The following is a 15,258-nucleotide window of genomic DNA, read 5'->3' as shown; positions in this document are numbered from 1 at the left end:
AAGGAGGGGCGTCGTTGTGTGTGCAACGTGTTCTCATCTCCGCCGCGCGTTGCTACGGTGCCGAACAACCTGACGGTGCATCAGTTCTGGCCGTCCAGACCCGTGGGGAGGCTCCGTATGCGCGCCCTCATCGCCGCCGCCGCCGGTCTCGCCCTCGCGTTCGCCGTGGTCCTGACGCTGACCGCCCTCGGCTCCCCCTCGGGCGGGACATCTCCGAAGCCGCTGCTGACGACCGTGCCCGCACACCCCTGACCGCCCCCGCCCGGGAGGGAGGCCGAGATGCGCCGCAAGGCCGGCCTGGTCCTGCTAGCCTTCGCCGTGTTCTTCGCGGCCCTGTCCCCGCTGCTGCGCTGGTACGCCTTCCCCCGTCTCGCCAAGGTCCCCGCGAACCAGTACCAGGACATGGTGCTGGAGGCGAAGGACGCCACCCTCCTCGACTACGGCACGATGAAGGCGAAGAAGGTCTCGAAGGTCACCATCGTCCAGACGCTCAAGGGCGACGTGGAGGCATCCGAGCGGATCGAGGAGTCGGCCGGCCGGGACGTCGTCGTCTGGGACGGCCTGTCCTACGTCGTCGGCCCCGACGGCACGATGGTCTCCAGGATCCCCGAGCGCTACATCTTCGACGCCCACACCCAGGAACCCGTCCACGCCACCGGCGAGATGGTCGACGGAGACCCGGTGCGCCGCCAGGGCATCGAGTTCAAATGGCCCTTCCTGACCGGGAAGCGGGACTACGAGTACTTCGACGCCCAGGCCCGCGTCACCGCGCCCATCACGTACAGGGGCACCCAGGACTTCCGCGGCCTGGAGGTCTACTACTTCGAGCAGACCATCCCCTGGACCGAGGTGAAGATCCCGAAGACCCTGCCCGTCGAGGGCCTCACCCCCGAGGCGGTGGAACGGACCGGCACGACACGCTGGTACACCACGGTCCGCAGGTTCTGGGTCGAACCCCTCACCGGAGCCCCCGTGTACGGCGAGGAGATCCACAAGGAGGAACTGCGCGGCGGCACCCTCCTCGGCGACCGCGAGAAGGTGACCGCGTTCGCCGGCCACGTGAAGATGCGCGAGGACTACATCACGCACACCGTCGATCTGGTGAAGTCCCAGCGCCTGCTCATCGCGCTGCTGACGTCCTACCTGCCGTGGGGCTTCCTGACCCTCGGCGTCCTCCTGCTCGCCCTCGCGCTGTACGTGGAGGCCCGCGACCGCCGCCCCGCGGCCTCGGCCCCCTCGGAGGCCGAGGAAGTACCGTCGGTCAGCGCCTGAGCCGCGCGTTGGTGTGCCGGGTCGGCTCGGCGGAGGCCGGGTCCTCGGGCCACGGATGCTTGGGATACCGCCCCCGCAGTTCCGCCCGCACGCCCTTGTAGCCGTCCCGCCAGAACGAGGCGAGGTCGGCGGTGACGGCGGCCGGCCGCCCGGCCGGGGACAGCAGGTGCACGAGCAGCGGCACCCCGGCGACCCGGGGCGACTCGTGCAGCCCGAACATCTCCTGCAGCTTCACCGCCAGCACGGGCTGCTCGGGCCGGGAGTAGTCGATCCGGATCCTCGACCCGCTCGGCACGGTCATCCGCTCCGGAGCCAGCTCGTCGAGCCGCCCCGCCTCCCCACAAGCCCAGGGCAGCAGCCGGGCGAGCGCCTCCCCGGCATCGATCCGCGCCAGATCGGCCCGCCGCCGCGCCCGGCCGAGCTCCGGCTCCAGCCACTCCTCCACGCGCGCGTGCAGCGCGTCATCGGACACGTCCGGCCAGGGCGCACCGAGGTGCAGCCGCAGGAAGCGGAGCCGCTGCCGCAGCGCATCGGCCTCCGCGGACCACCGCAACAGCCCGAACCCCTCCCGACGCAGCCCGTCGAGCAACGCGTCGCGCACGAGCCCGGGACCGGCGTCCTTCAGTGCCCGCACCGTCACCTCGATGGCCCCCAGCCGCTCCACCCGCCGCGCCACGACGTCCCCGCCGTCCCAGCGGACCTCGTCCCGCTCCTCCAGCAGAGCCCCCGCCGCGACGCGGGCCGTCTCCTCGTCGACGACCGCCCCGAGCTGCACCCGCGCGTGCCCCCTGCCGACGGGCCGGTCGGCCATGGCGACGGCGATCCAGGGGGAACCGTGCAGCGCGCTGCCGGCGCCGACCTCGGCGCGGGTCCCGGATGCCATGAGACAGGACCCGCCGTCGGCCTTGGCGACCCGCTCGGGAAAGGCGAGAGCGGCCACGAGCCCGGCCTGCTGCTCCTCGGAGAGACCCGCCCGCGTCTGCGCGTCCGCCGCCTGGTACGGCACACCGGAAACGACGGCCCTCAGCCGCCGGACCTCACTCCGCCACCGCGACGCGTAGGCGTCACCCCCACGCCGAGCACGGCGCAACGCGCCCGCCAGGTCGTCCCCGTACTCCCGCGGAGCCTCCTCGCTGAGCAGCGCGATGACCTCGGCGGCCCGTTCCGCCCCGACCAGGCCGGACCCGTCCAGCAGCGCCCGGCCCAGCCGTGGATGCAGTCCCAGCCGGGACAGGGCGACACCCCGCTCCGTGGCCCGCCCGGCGGAGTCCACCGCCCCCACCGCCGTCAGGACCTCCCGCGCCGCCGCCATGGCTCCGCTCGGCGGGCCGTCCAGCAGCGCCAGACCGGACGCGTCCGGATCCCCCCAGCACGCCACCTGCAACGCGAACGCCGTCAGGTCGGCCACCTTGATCTCCGGCGACGGATACCGCGGCAGCCGCGTGTCCTCGGCCTCCGCCCAGCAGCGGTACACCGCCCCCGGCGCCTCACGCCCGGCCCGCCCCGCCCGCTGCCGCCCGGCCGCCTGGGAGGCCCGTACCGTCGTCAGCGCGCTCAGCCCGCGCGCGTGGTCCACCCGCGGCTCACGCGCCAGCCCCGCGTCCACGACCACCCGCACCCCGGGCACGGTCAGCGACGACTCCGCGACGGACGTGGCCAGCACGACCCGCCGCCGCTCCCCGGGCGCCAGCACCGCGTCCTGCACCGCCGCCGGCGCCCGCCCGTGCACCTGGAGCACCTCGACGTCACCGAGTCCGCCGAGCCGCCCGGCGACCCGGGCGATCTCGCCCACGCCCGGCAGGAAACACAGCACGTCCCCGTCCCGCTCGGCCAGCGCCCGCCGCACCACGGACGCCACATGGGTCAGGAGGGCCGGGTCGACCCGCATCCCGTGCGGCGGGCGCACGGGCCGCACCGGTGGCGCCCACACGGCCTCCACCGGATGGGCCGTGCCGCGCGCCTCGACCACCGGCGCCCCGCCCAGCAGCCGCGCCCACCCCTGCGCGTCGGTCGTCGCCGAGGCGGCCACCAGCCGCAGCTCCGGGCGCAGGGTCTGCCGCACGTCCCACAGGAACGCCGCCGCCGTGTCCGCGTCCAGGTGCCGCTCGTGGCACTCGTCGAGCACCACCACGTCGACACCGGAGAGCTCCTGGTCGCGTTGCAGCCGCTGCACCAGCACACCGGTCGTGACGACCTCCACGCGCGTGTGCCGCCCGACGACCCGCTCCCCGCGCACGGTGTGGCCGACGCTCTCACCGGGCCTCTCGCCCAGCAGCCACGCCATCCGCCGCGCCGCGGCCCGGGCCGCGATCCGCCGCGGCTCGGCCACGACCACCCGCCGCCCGGGCCCCTCCCCGAGCAGTCCCGCCAGCGCGAGCGGCACCAGGGTCGTCTTGCCGGTGCCGGGCGGCGCCACGAGGACGGCGGTGCCGTGCCCCTCCAGGGCGTCGTCCAGGGCGGGCAGGGCGCCGCGTACGGGCAGGGACTCCAGGGCGTCGTAACGGATCACGCCCTCAGTGTCGTACGCCCGGGACGAGGTCCCACGCGCGCGTGCTCAGTCGCGCTCGCACACGAAGATCGCCGTACCCGGGATCAGGTTCCCGCGCAGCGGTGACCAGCCGCCCCACTCGGAGGTGTTCCACGCGGGCCACTCCGGCTCCACCAGGTCGACGAGTCGGAAGCCCGACGCGACGACGTCGCGGACGCGGTCGCCCAGCGTGCGGTGGTGCTCGACGTAGACCGCCCGGCCCTCGTCGTCCTGCTCGACATAAGGAGTGCGGTCGAAGTACGAGCCCGACACGGCGAGCCCCTCCGGCCCCGGCTCGTCCGGGAAGGCCCAGCGGATCGGATGCGTCACCGAGAAGACGAGACGGCCCCCGGGCCGCAGCACCCGGCGCACCTCGCGCAGGACCAGGCGCGGATCGGCGACGAAGGGCAGCGCCCCGTACGCCGAGCAGGCCAGGTCGAAGGAGCCGTCCGCGAAGGGGAGCGCGCCGGCGTCGGCGCACACCAGAGGGAAGGAACCGCCGATGCGCAGCGCGTGCTGCAGCTGCCGGTGCGAGATGTCCAGGGCGACCGGGCGCGCACCCTGGGCGGTAAGCCAGCGTGAGCACTGGGCGGCGCCGGCGCCGATCTCCAGGACGTCCCGGCCCTTCAGCCCCTCCGGCGGGCCGAGCAGTTCGGCCTCCACCTCGTCCAGACCCTCGGGACCCCACACGAAGCGGTCGTCGCCGAGGAACGTGCCGTGCTCGACCTGGTACTCGTCCGCGTTGCGGTCCCACCAGCCACGATTGGCCCGGGAGCTTTCCGTGACATCGGCATCGCGCCGGGTGGCCTCGGGTTCGGACGCTTCGGACTCTTGGATGATCGGCTCCCTCGTCGTACTCTTCCGTCCAGCCGGCCCCGGCGGTGGCACAAAAGGGGGCGTCGCTCGGCCTGTGTGGCCTCGAACGACATGACTTGTGCCGGGTATGCGGCGATCCGCCCCGCGTGGGCGGCTTCGCGCATTGACCCTGCCCGGCTGCCCCCGTATGCTACAAGTTGCGCTGCGGGCCTGCGCACCTCAGACGTAGCAGGCTGCGCTCGCATCTGTATGTATGTCCCCTCGGTTGTCGAGGCGTCACCGTTTTTGAGTGGCGCTTCCTTGGCTGTCCGGCTTCTGCAGAGCGAAACGGGCTCCCGGCGTAGCAGTACCTACGACTTCAATGTCCGTACCGGAGCCCTTTCCCACATGACGAGCAGCACCGAGACCACCGCCACCACCCCGCAGGTAGCGGTCAACGACATCGGTAACGAGGAAGCCTTCCTCGCCGCGATCGACGAGACGATCAAGTACTTCAACGACGGCGACATCGTCGACGGCGTCATCGTGAAGGTCGACCGGGACGAGGTCCTGCTCGACATCGGTTACAAGACCGAAGGTGTGATCCCGAGCCGCGAGCTCTCGATCAAGCACGACGTCGACCCGAACGAGGTCGTCGCCGTCGGTGACGAGATCGAGGCCCTTGTTCTCCAGAAGGAGGACAAGGAAGGCCGCCTGATCCTCTCGAAGAAGCGCGCCCAGTACGAGCGTGCCTGGGGCACCATCGAGAAGATCAAGGAAGAGGACGGGATCGTCACCGGTACCGTCATCGAGGTCGTCAAGGGTGGTCTCATCCTCGACATCGGCCTCCGTGGCTTCCTCCCGGCCTCCCTGGTCGAGATGCGCCGCGTTCGCGACCTCCAGCCCTACGTGGGCAAGGAGCTCGAGGCCAAGATCATCGAGCTGGACAAGAACCGCAACAACGTGGTCCTGTCCCGCCGTGCCTGGCTGGAGCAGACCCAGTCCGAGGTCCGCCAGACGTTCCTCACGACCCTCCAGAAGGGTCAGGTCCGTTCCGGCGTCGTCTCCTCGATCGTCAACTTCGGTGCCTTCGTGGACCTGGGTGGCGTCGACGGTCTGGTCCACGTCTCCGAGCTCTCCTGGAAGCACATCGACCACCCGTCCGAGGTTGTCGAGGTCGGCCAGGAAGTCACCGTCGAGGTCCTCGACGTCGACATGGACCGCGAGCGTGTCTCCCTGTCGCTGAAGGCGACCCAGGAAGACCCGTGGCAGCAGTTCGCCCGCACCCACCAGATCGGCCAGGTCGTGCCCGGCAAGGTCACGAAGCTGGTTCCGTTCGGTGCGTTCGTCCGCGTGGACGAGGGCATCGAGGGTCTGGTCCACATCTCCGAGCTGGCCGAGCGCCACGTGGAGATCCCGGAGCAGGTCGTCCAGGTCAACGACGAGATCTTCGTCAAGGTCATCGACATCGACCTCGAGCGCCGTCGCATCAGCCTCTCGCTGAAGCAGGCCAACGAGTCCTTCGGTTCGGACCCGGCCTCGGTCGAGTTCGACCCGACGCTCTACGGCATGGCCGCGTCGTACGACGACCAGGGCAACTACATCTACCCCGAGGGCTTCGACCCCGAGACCAACGACTGGCTCGAGGGCTACGAGACCCAGCGCGAGGCGTGGGAGACCCAGTACGCCGAGGCGCAGCAGCGCTTCGAGCAGCACCAGGCGCAGGTCATCAAGTCCCGCGAGGCGGACGAGAAGGCCGCTGCCGAGGGTGGCGAGGCTGCCGCTCCGGCCGCGTCCGGTGGTGGCGGCTCGTACTCCTCCGAGGGCCCGGACAACTCCGGTGCGCTGGCCTCGGACGAGGCGCTGGCCGCCCTGCGCGAGAAGCTGGCCGGTGGGCAGAGCTGAACGCCCACTGAGCTGTAGCTCCTGATCAAGGGGCCGTACCTTTCGAGGTACGGCCCTTTGGCGTTTTCGGGCCGTCGTTCGGCCGTGGGCCGTGGGGGTTTGTCGCGCAGTTCCCCGCGCCCCTGAAAGGGCCTTGCCCCCGCCCCCAAGATCATGAATCTCCTCCCACGGGAATGCCCACGCCCGCAACGGCGTTGTGGACGGTGAACACGAGGAGGAGCGGTCACTGTGCTTGATCCGCAGGGTTTGTACGCCTGGGAGCCGAAGGGGCTGGCTGTCGTCGACATGGCGCTCGCCCAGGAGTCGGCCGGACTTGTCATGCTCTACCACTTCGACGGATACATCGACGCCGGCGAGACGGGCGACCAGATCGTCGACCGGGTGCTCGACTCACTGCCCCACCAGGTCGTCGCCCGCTTCGACCACGACCGGCTCGTGGACTACCGTGCCCGCCGCCCGCTGCTGACCTTCAAGCGCGACCGCTGGACCGACTACGAGGACCCCGCCCTCGAGGTGCGGCTCGTGCAGGACGCCACCGGCGCGCCCTTCCTGCTGCTGTCCGGCCCCGAGCCGGACGTGGAGTGGGAGCGCTTCGCCGCCGCCGTGAAGCAGATCGTGCAGCGGCTCGGCGTCCGGCTCTCCGTGAACTTCCACGGCATCCCCATGGGCGTACCGCACACCCGGCCCGTGGGCCTCACCCCGCACGGCAACCGCACCGACCTCGTCCCGGGCCACCCCAGCCCGTTCGAGGAGGCGCAGGTGCCCGGCAGCGCCGAGTCCCTGGTCGAGTACCGCCTGCTCCAGGCGGGGCACGACGTGCTGGGCGTGGCCGCCCACGTCCCGCACTACATCGCCCGCTCCCCGTACCCGGACGCGGCCCTGACGGTCCTGGAAGCCATCACGGCGGCGACCGGACTGGTTCTGCCCGGCATCGCCCACGCCCTGCGCTCGGACGCCCACCGCACCCAGACGGAGATCGACCGGCAGATCCGCGAGGGCGACGAGGACCTCAGCGCCCTGATCGAGGGCCTGGAGCACCAGTACGACGCCGTCGCGGGCGCCGAGACCCGGGGCAACATGCTCGCCGAGCCGGTGGACATCCCGTCGGCGGACGAGATCGGCCAGGAGTTCGAGAAGTTCCTGGCGGAACGCGAAGGCGACAACTGATCCCGTCACGCGGCCCGGGCGAGGGCCCTGTCAGTGACAGGGCCTAAGCTGCGGGACATGCTGAAGGTGGGCCTGACCGGCGGCATCGGTGCCGGCAAGAGTGAGGTGTCACGGCTGCTCGTCGCGTGCGGGGCCGTGCTGATCGACGCGGACCGCATCGCGCGGGAGGTCGTCGCACCGGGGACGCCGGGGCTCGCCTCGGTCGTCGAGGCCTTCGGGGAGGAGATCCTCGCCGCCGACGGCAGCCTGGACCGGCCCCGCCTCGGCGCCATCGTCTTCTCCGACGCGGAGCAGCTCTCCACCCTCAACTCGATCGTGCACCCCCTGGTGGGCGCCCGCTCCCGCGAACTGGAGGAGGCCGCCGCCGAGGACGCGGTCGTGCTCCACGACGTCCCGCTCCTCACGGAGAACGGCCTGGCGCCGCTGTACGACCTGGTGATCGTCGTCGACGCCGCCCCCGAGACCCAGCTCGACCGGCTCGTACGGCTGCGCGGCATGACCGAGGAGGACGCCCGGGCACGGATGGCCGCCCAGGCGACGCGCGAGCAGCGCCGCAAGATCGCGGACATCGTGATCGACAACGACGTCCCGCTGGAGGAGCTGGAGCAGCGCGTGAAGGACGTGTGGGCCGAGCTGGTGCGCAGGTCGCGGGCGTCCCGGCCCTCTCCCGCGGAATAGCTGCACTGTGCGGGGGCATTGAACCCCTGCAGTGAGGGAAGGACTCTGCCGTGCCCGAGACCAGCGGTTCCACCGGACGTACCCCGGAGACGCACGTCATCGACTTCCGTGCCGCCGAGCAACTGCTCGCGGCCCGGGACCCGCGGGGCGCGGTGAAGCTGCTCGACGGCGTCATAGGCACGCACCCGGAGAACACCGCGGCCCGGCTGCTGCGGGCGCGGGCCTTCTTCGCGGCGGCGCAGCTGAGGCCGGCGGAGCTCGAGTTCCAGATCGTCCTGGAGCGGGAGCCGGACAACGCGTTCGCGCACTTCGCGCTCGCCCGCACCTACGAGCGCCAGGGCCGTCCCGAGCAGGCGCGGCGCCACTTCCGCCTGGCGGCCGCGCTGGATCCGAACCCGGAATTCCTGAAGGCCGCGCGCTTCGACTCGTGACCAGTCGCTCCCGCCCGAATCAGGGGCGTTCGTCCGGCGGCCGGTAGGGCGGGATGTCGCGGCCGGGCTGGTAGCGGGGGCCCTGGCGGATGTGCCGCAGGACGACGGCCAGATCGATCGTGACGATCAGCAGCAGCACGCCGCAGGCGATGGCCCAGCCGTTCCTCCCGGCGATCGCGAACGCCACCGTCCCGAAGAGCGCCCAGACCAGCCCCCACAGGCTCAGCCAGAAGCGCGCCCGCAGGGCACTGCGCGCGGTCCGCGGTTCACTGCCGGTACGCATCGTCGATCGCCGCTCCTGCTTGCAACGTACTCTTCGTGGCGGGGGATCACCAAGGTCGACCGGGGAGCCGCGCATGCTGCCGGACGCCGACGCACTGCCCGAGATCCTGCCCATCTGGCGGTGCCGCACGAGGACATCAACGACATGGTCGCCCTGCGGCGGACACTCACCGCGGATGTCCGGGCGATGGGGCTCCTGGAGGAGTGTGTCGAGGACCTGGTACGGGACATCGGCGAGGTCGGCGTCGAGGTGCCGCTCGCCGAGCGCGTCGCCGAAGCCCCGGCCGCGCTGGGCCGGTACTTCGCCGTGTTCGTGTTCGTCGCGGCGTTGCCCCATACGCGCGCGTATCACCGCGAGCGGGGTGTCACGGCCGATGTCAGCCGCCGGACCCTCGCCGACCTGGGGCGGAACATGGCGTTCCACCGACGGCGGCGTGGCAGCGGAGGGGTGGAGGTCCCGCAGTGGCTCACGTACCACTTCCGCGGTGAGCTGTACCCACTGGGACGGCTCCAGTCCGAGCGGGCCCGCCTCGGGCAGCGGACGGGGCGGGCGGTGGCGGCGGCCGGGCTGGACGCGGCACCGGGGGAGGCCCTGTCTCAGCGTGCACATCCCGGACTTCCACGGGGCGCTGTCACCGGCGTGCCGCATGACCCACGCACTGCTGGAGCGCGTGCGCGGCGCGCGGACGATCTGCAGCCCGATCGAGGACCTCGACCTGGGGGAGACGTTCGACGTGCTGCTGCTCGCGTCGTTCCCCGTCCACGCGGGGGACGTCGAGGTGCGGCGGGGCCTGCTGCGCACCTGCGTGCGCCATGTCGCGGAGGGCGGCTGCGTGCTGATCCAGCGGGAGGGCGAGGACTACCACGACAACGTGCCGCGCGAGCGCAAGGATCCCAGCGGCTTCACCGTGCGGATCGCGTCCGCGGAGCCGCTCGGCGACGGGGTCAACTCGGTCCGCGCGGAGTACGAGTTCCCGGACGCGGTCTGGACCCATACGTTCCGGGCACGACCCCTGACCGAGGAGTAGTTCGAGGAGGCCCTGGCGGAGGCGGGCCTGAGGGTGGACCGCTATCTGACGGAGGACCGGATATGGGTGCGGGCGGTGGCGGTCTAGGCGGGCCGGGCCGGGGGGAGAGGCTCCAACGGCTACTGCCCCGAGGGGCGATGAGGTGGGGAGCCGGGTGGCATTCCGCTCGACGTTTTCCCCGACAGCGATGAGTTCAGGGACGCGGGCCGGTCTACCTCTCCGATACCAGCACGGACCGCTTCCCCCAGGAGACCTTCATGTCCGAGACCACCCCCACCGTCACCGCCGACCGCACCCCGGCCGGCGTCGTCATCGCCGAGTCCGCTACCGCTCGCGGCCGGCGTGCCCGGGTCGCGCTGCGCACGCTGCAGGTGCTGCTCGCCGTCTTCTACGCCATTCCGAGCGCCCTGCCCAAGCTGATCGGGCACCCGTCGGCCGCCGAGTCGTTCGAGCGGCTCGGCTGGGGCAGCGCGGGGATGTACACCATCGGCGCGCTCGAACTGGCCGGGGCGATCGCCCTGTTGATCCCGGTGCTCCAGTCGGTGGCGGCGATGGCGCTGAGCGCGTTGATGGTGGGAGCGTTCGTCGTGCAGACAGCCGTCTTCGACGGGCAGTACGCTGCGACGCCGCTGATCCTGATCGTGCCGCTCGTCCTCATAGCCTGGGCGCGGCGGGGGCACAACGCGGAACTGCTGCGGTTGCTGCGGCGACAGGCGTGACCGGGTGCGACGGGGGCGCCTCCGGGACTCCGGCCCCGTCCGGAGCGGAGGCGAGGGCCGGTCCCCGGGCGCCGGGCCGAGGGGTGATGTGGGCTTCTCGCCCTGCTCACGGCCTCGGTTTGCCCGGGGCGCCGCCGAAGCCCTTGCCGGGAACGGGGCCGGGGCCGGACACGCTGCCCGGCCCGGTCACTCCGCGCAGGCGTTCCATCTCGCGGCGGTCGCGCTTCGTCGGACGGCCCGCGCCGCGGTCGCGGATGCCGGCGGGGGCGACGGCCTCGCGGGGCGGGGGCGGCGGGGAGTTGTCGATGTAGCACTGGGTGGCCACGGGAGGCCCGACCCGCTTGCGAATCAGCCTTGTGACGACGACGACCCGCTCCCGGCCCTCGTGCCGCAGACGCACCTCGTCACCGACGCGGACGCCGTGGGCGGGCTTCACGCGCTCGCCGTTGATGCGCACATGGCCGCCCCGGCAGGCGGTGGCGCCCATGGAGCGGGTCTTGACGAGGCGCACGGACCAGATCCAGCTGTCGACGCGCACGGTCGAGGCGCCCTGCGGACCCGCGACCTCGGCGGCGGCGATCGCTGCGGCGACCTTCGGATCCAGGGACTTCGGATCCGAGGACCTCGAATCCGAGGACTTGGCGTCGCCGTTCCCGGAGCCGCCCGTGGCCTCGGGGGACTCGGGCGCGGCGTCGGGGGACTCGGCTGCCGCGTCGGCGATCCCGTCTGTGGTTCCGACCGTGGTTCCGTCCGTCCCCTCGTACTGCGCACCGTGAGAAGCCATGTCCCGACCTTAGTCCTCCGAGTCGCCCCGCCGGGCGGAGTATCGGCCTCGCGGCCAACTCTGCCAAAGTAGTTTTGCAAAAACTCTTTTGCCAATGGGGTGGGGCGGCCTAACCTCCCGGCATGGACAGCGACGAGCACAAGCGCGTACTCGATCCCGAGCACGACACCGCCGCCCTGAAGGCACTCACCCACCCCCTGCGCATCCAACTGCTCGGGCTGCTGCGGCAGGACGGGCCCGCCACCGCGAGTGAGCTGGCCGCACGGACGGGGGAGTCGTCGGCGTCGGCCAGCTACCACCTGCGGGTGCTGGCGAAGTACGCGTTCATCGCCGAGGCCGAGCACCGCGACGGGCGGGAGCGGCGCTGGCGGGCGCTGCACACCGTCACGTCCTGGAGCAACGAGACGATGGAGTCCACCGCGGCGGGCCGGGCCTTCGTCAGCCTGGCGCGGCGACGTCAGATCGAGCACCTGGAGAGGTCCCTGGCCCGGCACGAGGCGGACATGGCCGCCGGTCGGCTCGGCGAGGAGTGGGTGGAGCCGTCGGGCATCAGCGATCTCATGCCCCGGCTGACGGCCGAGTCGCTCACCGATCTCTTCGACACGGTCGCCGCCAAGCTGGAGGAGCTGACCGTCCGGGACGCGGAGGATCCGCGCGCCGAGCACGTCGTGTTCCTCGCCGCCGGGCTGCCGCTCGCCCCGTATGAACCCGCCGACCCCGGCCCCGACCCCGCCCCCGACGCCCACGCCGTCGATCGCGAAGACCTCACCCCGTGACGCGACTCATGACCGGTCCGCCCGGGGAGTGGGAGCGGACCGCTCGGCGCCGCTACGTCACCGTCTGCGCGCTCCTCTGGCTGCCGCCGGGCCTGGGCCTGGCCACGATGGTCCTGCTGTTCAGCGAGCGCGGCATGTCCCTCGCCGCGATCGCCGGACTGTTCGCCGCGCACTCGCTGACCGTGGCCGCGCTGGAACTGCCCACAGGAGGGCTCTCCGACGTCCTCGGGCGCCGGCCGGTCCTGGCCGCGGCCGGTGCGCTCAACGTGGTCGCCTTCACGCTGATCGGCGTCGGCACCACCGCCTGGCTGCTCACCGCGGGCATGGTCCTCATGGGTGCGGCCCGTGCCCTGGCCAGCGGTACCGCGGAGGCCTGGTACGTCGACACCGTCCAGGCGTGCTCCGGCCCGGACGCCGAGCTGCGCACGGGCCTGGCCCGGGGCGGAACCGCGACCTCCGCCGCGCTCGCGGCCGGCATTCTGCTCGGCGGCGCCCTGCCGTGGCTGCTCGGTCTGGGCCCCGACCTCGGTACCCGGCTGAGCGAGGCGACCTCCGGGGCGGTGCTGCCCCTGTCCGTCCCGCTGCTGCTGGGGGCCGCGCTGCGGATCGTCTTCGTCGCCTATGTGCTGGCCGCCCTGCGGGAGCCCCCGCGACCCACCGGCGACCCTGCGTTCCGTGCTGCGCGGCGTCCCCGTCACCGTGCTCGACGGACTCCGGCTGGGCGGCCGGGACACGGTCGTGCGCCGGGTCCTCCTCGGCGCCGCGGCGGCCGGGAGCGCCCTGGCCGCGATCGAACTGCTCGTACCGGGCCGCACCGCCGCACTGACCGGCGCGACCGGCTCCGGAGCGATGGTCTACGCCGCCCTGTCCTGCGCGGGCTTCGTCTGCTCCGGCGTCGGCAGCCACCTCGCTCCGCTCACCGCCCGGGCGACGGGCAGTGGCGAACGGGCGGTGCTGGTCAGCCTCGCGGCCGGTGCGGGTGGCCTGCTGCTGCTCGGGATCACCGCGTCCTGCGCCCACCCGGCGGCCACGGCCCTCGCGGTCGTCGGCTTCGGCCTGGTCTACCTCGGTCTCGGCGCGGCGGCCCCGAACGAGAACGACCTGCTGCACCGCAGGGTCGCCGGCGCGGGCCGCGCCACGGCCCTGTCCGTCCAGTCCCTCGCCCAGCAACTGGTCGGCGCGCTCACGGGTCTGGCCGTCGGGACGCTGCGCCCGGGCCCCCTGCCCTGGCTGCTGACGTGCGCCGTACTGCTGTCCGGAGCTCTGCTCTGGCGGCGCCGGGGCGATGCGCGGGCCGTGCGGGTCACCGGCGTCCGATCCCACGGGAGGGGCGGTCCGGACCGGTCCCCGCGGATCTCGCCCCCGTGACGACGGCGACCTCACCTGCGCCTACGGTGGAGTGATGGACGCCAGCGGTCTTCCCCTCCTCGACCGGCGCATCACGGACTGCCGGGCCTGCCCGCGGCTGGTCTCCTGGCGCGAGGAGACGGCCCGCGCCAAGCGAGCGGCCTTCGCGGACTGGACGTACTGGGCCCGGCCGGTCCCCGGATTCGGGCCGGCGGACGCCCGCCTGCTGATCGTGGGGCTGGCCCCCGCCGCCCACGGGGGCAACCGCACCGGCCGGATGTTCACCGGCGACCGCTCCGGGGACTTCCTCTACGAGGCGCTGTACGACGTGGGCCTCGCCTCCCGGCCGACCGCCGAGCACGCGCACGACGGCCTGGAGCTGTACGGCGTGCGCGTCACCTCGCCCGTGCACTGCGCCCCGCCCGCCAACAAGCCCACCCCCGAGGAGCGGGACACCTGCCGTCCCTGGCTCGTGCAGGAACTGCGGCTGCTGCGCCCGACCCTGAAGGCCGTGGTCGTGCTCGGCGCCTTCGGGTGGCAGGCCGCGCTGCCCGCGTTCGCCGAGGCCGGCTGGCCCGTGCCCCGGCCGCGCCCCGCCTTCTCGCACGGCGCCCGCGTCCGCCTCGACGGCCTGGAGCTCTACGGCTGCTACCACGTCAGCCAGCGCAACACCTTCACCGGCCGGCTCACGCCCACCATGCTGCGTGACGTCCTGCGGACGGCCGGGCGGGCGGCGGGCCTGGTCACCGCAAGCGGCTAGGGGGCCGCGTCCTCGCCGAACAGGTGGCGGACCGTGGAGCGGTAGTTGGTCCGCACATGCGTCAGCGCGTGCGCGCGGGCCCGGTCCGGGTCGCCCGAGGCGATCGCCTCGTACAGCTCGCGGTGCTCCACGAGGAGCTGGGACCACTCCTCGTTGCGCCGGGTCATCCAGCGCAGCCGGCCGGCGACCGGTTCCAGGGCCTCGGTCAGCAGGCTGTTGCCCGCCATCGCGATGATCCTGTCGTGCAGGCGGCTGTTGACGTCGGTGATCGCCTCGGCGTCCCCGGCCTCGGTCGCGGTGGCCGCGCGGTCGATGAGTTCCTGGACCTCCGCCAGGCCCTCCGGTGTCGCGCGGGACGCGGCGAGGCCGGCGGCGTAGACCTCGAGGGCTTCTCGCAGTTCGAACAGTTCCTTGACGTCGGTCGGGGTGAGGCGGCGTACCACCGTCCGACGGGGTGTCTCGAAATGGACGAAACCCTCCGTCACGAGAGCCCGGATCGCCTCCCGGACCGGCACGCGCGACACGCCGAAACGCTCCGCCAGTTCGCGTTCGACCAGGCGGTCTCCAGGGCGGAGGCTGCCCGCGATGATCTCCTGGCGCAGATCGGCCGTGACGCGTTCGCGGACCGCTCCGAGGGGTTCGATCTTCGTCATGCTGCCCATCTTCGTCGACGCGAGGTGTCTTTTACGGAGCGTTAACAGGAGCGACATCGGTCAGAACGGTTGACGGCGAGACCATGACCGCAGTTTGGTATACCAAACACCTCGCGGGGCGGCCGTCCGCAGTC

General features: G+C 72.5%; 16 protein-coding genes and 2 pseudogenes. 12 read left to right on the top strand and 6 right to left on the bottom strand.

The features are described from left to right. Positions 1-117 precede the first annotated feature (117 nt). Both HDC93_RS12315 and HDC93_RS12310 read left to right on the top strand, forming a co-directional pair. On the top strand, positions 118-252 hold the full coding sequence (locus HDC93_RS12315; protein ID WP_107057886.1) for an SPW_0924 family protein: 135 nt from the start codon (positions 118-120) through the stop codon (positions 250-252). Between the two features lie 27 nt (positions 253-279). Then, entirely contained in the window at positions 280-1,272 is a 993-nt protein-coding gene (locus HDC93_RS12310; protein ID WP_185010037.1) for a DUF3068 domain-containing protein, read from the top strand. On the opposite strand, the gene hrpB is transcribed toward HDC93_RS12310, so the two are convergent. Both hrpB and HDC93_RS12300 read right to left on the bottom strand, forming a co-directional pair. After that, positions 1,262-3,781 (bottom strand): ATP-dependent helicase HrpB, encoded by a 2,520-nt coding sequence (gene hrpB / locus HDC93_RS12305; protein WP_185010036.1) that lies wholly within the window; start codon positions 3,779-3,781, stop codon positions 1,262-1,264. The two genes, HDC93_RS12310 and hrpB, sit on opposite strands and share 11 nt — an antisense overlap. A gap of 45 nt (positions 3,782-3,826) precedes the next feature. Then, complete coding sequence (locus tag HDC93_RS12300; protein ID WP_185010035.1) at positions 3,827-4,687, bottom strand: class I SAM-dependent methyltransferase; 861 nt, start codon at positions 4,685-4,687, stop codon at positions 3,827-3,829. A 315-nt stretch (positions 4,688-5,002) separates the two neighbouring features. Here HDC93_RS12300 and rpsA point away from each other — a divergent pair, with 315 nt between their 5' ends. The 4 genes from rpsA (at position 5,003) to HDC93_RS12280 (ending at position 8,775) form a co-directional block, all read left to right on the top strand. Beyond that, entirely contained in the window at positions 5,003-6,499 is a 1,497-nt protein-coding gene (rpsA, locus tag HDC93_RS12295; protein WP_062926262.1) for a 30S ribosomal protein S1, read from the top strand. Between the two features lie 228 nt (positions 6,500-6,727). Further along, positions 6,728-7,666 carry a PAC2 family protein gene (locus HDC93_RS12290; protein WP_185010034.1) on the top strand — a complete coding sequence of 313 codons (939 nt, stop codon included), beginning with the start codon at positions 6,728-6,730 and terminating at the stop codon, positions 7,664-7,666. Between the two features lie 57 nt (positions 7,667-7,723). Beyond that, the gene (coaE, locus tag HDC93_RS12285; RefSeq protein WP_185010033.1) at positions 7,724-8,344 is read left to right on the top strand and encodes a dephospho-CoA kinase; all 621 of its coding nucleotides are present in this window, start codon (positions 7,724-7,726) and stop codon (positions 8,342-8,344) included. A gap of 50 nt (positions 8,345-8,394) precedes the next feature. Further along, complete coding sequence (locus HDC93_RS12280) at positions 8,395-8,775, top strand: tetratricopeptide repeat protein (protein WP_185010032.1); 381 nt, start codon at positions 8,395-8,397, stop codon at positions 8,773-8,775. Positions 8,776-8,794: 19 nt separating this feature from the next. On the opposite strand, the gene HDC93_RS12275 is transcribed toward HDC93_RS12280, so the two are convergent. Beyond that, entirely contained in the window at positions 8,795-9,058 is a 264-nt protein-coding gene (locus tag HDC93_RS12275; RefSeq protein ID WP_185010031.1) for a DUF6343 family protein, read from the bottom strand. Positions 9,059-9,202: 144 nt separating this feature from the next. Here HDC93_RS12275 and HDC93_RS39300 point away from each other — a divergent pair. The 3 genes and pseudogenes from HDC93_RS39300 to HDC93_RS12265 form a co-directional block, all read left to right on the top strand. Continuing rightward, positions 9,203-9,484 (top strand): annotated as a pseudogene (locus tag HDC93_RS39300) (acyltransferase domain-containing protein); the annotation flags it as partial. A 217-nt stretch (positions 9,485-9,701) separates the two neighbouring features. Beyond that, positions 9,702-10,172, top strand: a pseudogene (locus HDC93_RS38305) (SAM-dependent methyltransferase); the annotation flags it as partial. A 170-nt stretch (positions 10,173-10,342) separates the two neighbouring features. Beyond that, positions 10,343-10,804 carry a DoxX family protein gene (locus tag HDC93_RS12265; RefSeq protein ID WP_185010030.1) on the top strand — a complete coding sequence of 154 codons (462 nt, stop codon included), beginning with the start codon at positions 10,343-10,345 and terminating at the stop codon, positions 10,802-10,804. Positions 10,805-10,910: 106 nt separating this feature from the next. On the opposite strand, the gene HDC93_RS12260 is transcribed toward HDC93_RS12265, so the two are convergent. Beyond that, positions 10,911-11,588: an RNA-binding S4 domain-containing protein gene (locus tag HDC93_RS12260; protein WP_260419532.1), complete on the bottom strand. Its 678-nt coding sequence runs from the start codon at positions 11,586-11,588 to the stop codon at positions 10,911-10,913. Between the two features lie 122 nt (positions 11,589-11,710). Here HDC93_RS12260 and HDC93_RS12255 point away from each other — a divergent pair, with 122 nt between their 5' ends. Then, positions 11,711-12,364, top strand: a complete 654-nt coding sequence (locus tag HDC93_RS12255; protein ID WP_185010029.1) for a helix-turn-helix domain-containing protein — start codon at positions 11,711-11,713, stop codon at positions 12,362-12,364. A gap of 52 nt (positions 12,365-12,416) precedes the next feature. Here HDC93_RS12255 and HDC93_RS39625 read toward each other — a convergent pair whose 3' ends face one another. Then, the gene (locus tag HDC93_RS39625) at positions 12,417-12,680 is read right to left on the bottom strand and encodes a hypothetical protein (protein WP_398984761.1); all 264 of its coding nucleotides are present in this window, start codon (positions 12,678-12,680) and stop codon (positions 12,417-12,419) included. 359 nt (positions 12,681-13,039) lie between these two features. On the opposite strand from HDC93_RS39625, the gene HDC93_RS39620 reads away from it, so the two are divergent. Both HDC93_RS39620 and HDC93_RS12245 read left to right on the top strand, forming a co-directional pair. Then, positions 13,040-13,732 (top strand): hypothetical protein, encoded by a 693-nt coding sequence (locus tag HDC93_RS39620; protein ID WP_398984759.1) that lies wholly within the window; start codon positions 13,040-13,042, stop codon positions 13,730-13,732. 34 nt (positions 13,733-13,766) lie between these two features. After that, complete coding sequence (locus HDC93_RS12245; RefSeq protein ID WP_185010028.1) at positions 13,767-14,471, top strand: uracil-DNA glycosylase; 705 nt, start codon at positions 13,767-13,769, stop codon at positions 14,469-14,471. Here the strand turns inward: HDC93_RS12245 and HDC93_RS12240 are convergent. After that, the gene (locus HDC93_RS12240; RefSeq protein ID WP_185010027.1) at positions 14,468-15,133 is read right to left on the bottom strand and encodes a GntR family transcriptional regulator; all 666 of its coding nucleotides are present in this window, start codon (positions 15,131-15,133) and stop codon (positions 14,468-14,470) included. The two genes, HDC93_RS12245 and HDC93_RS12240, sit on opposite strands and share 4 nt — an antisense overlap. Between the last annotated feature and the right edge of the window lie 125 nt (positions 15,134-15,258).

The sequence above is a fragment of the Streptomyces sp. AK010 genome (genome assembly GCF_014207295.1).
Taxonomy (GTDB): Bacteria; Actinomycetota; Actinomycetes; order Streptomycetales; family Streptomycetaceae; genus Streptomyces; species Streptomyces massasporeus.
This window is presented reverse-complemented; position numbering and strand designations above follow the sequence as displayed.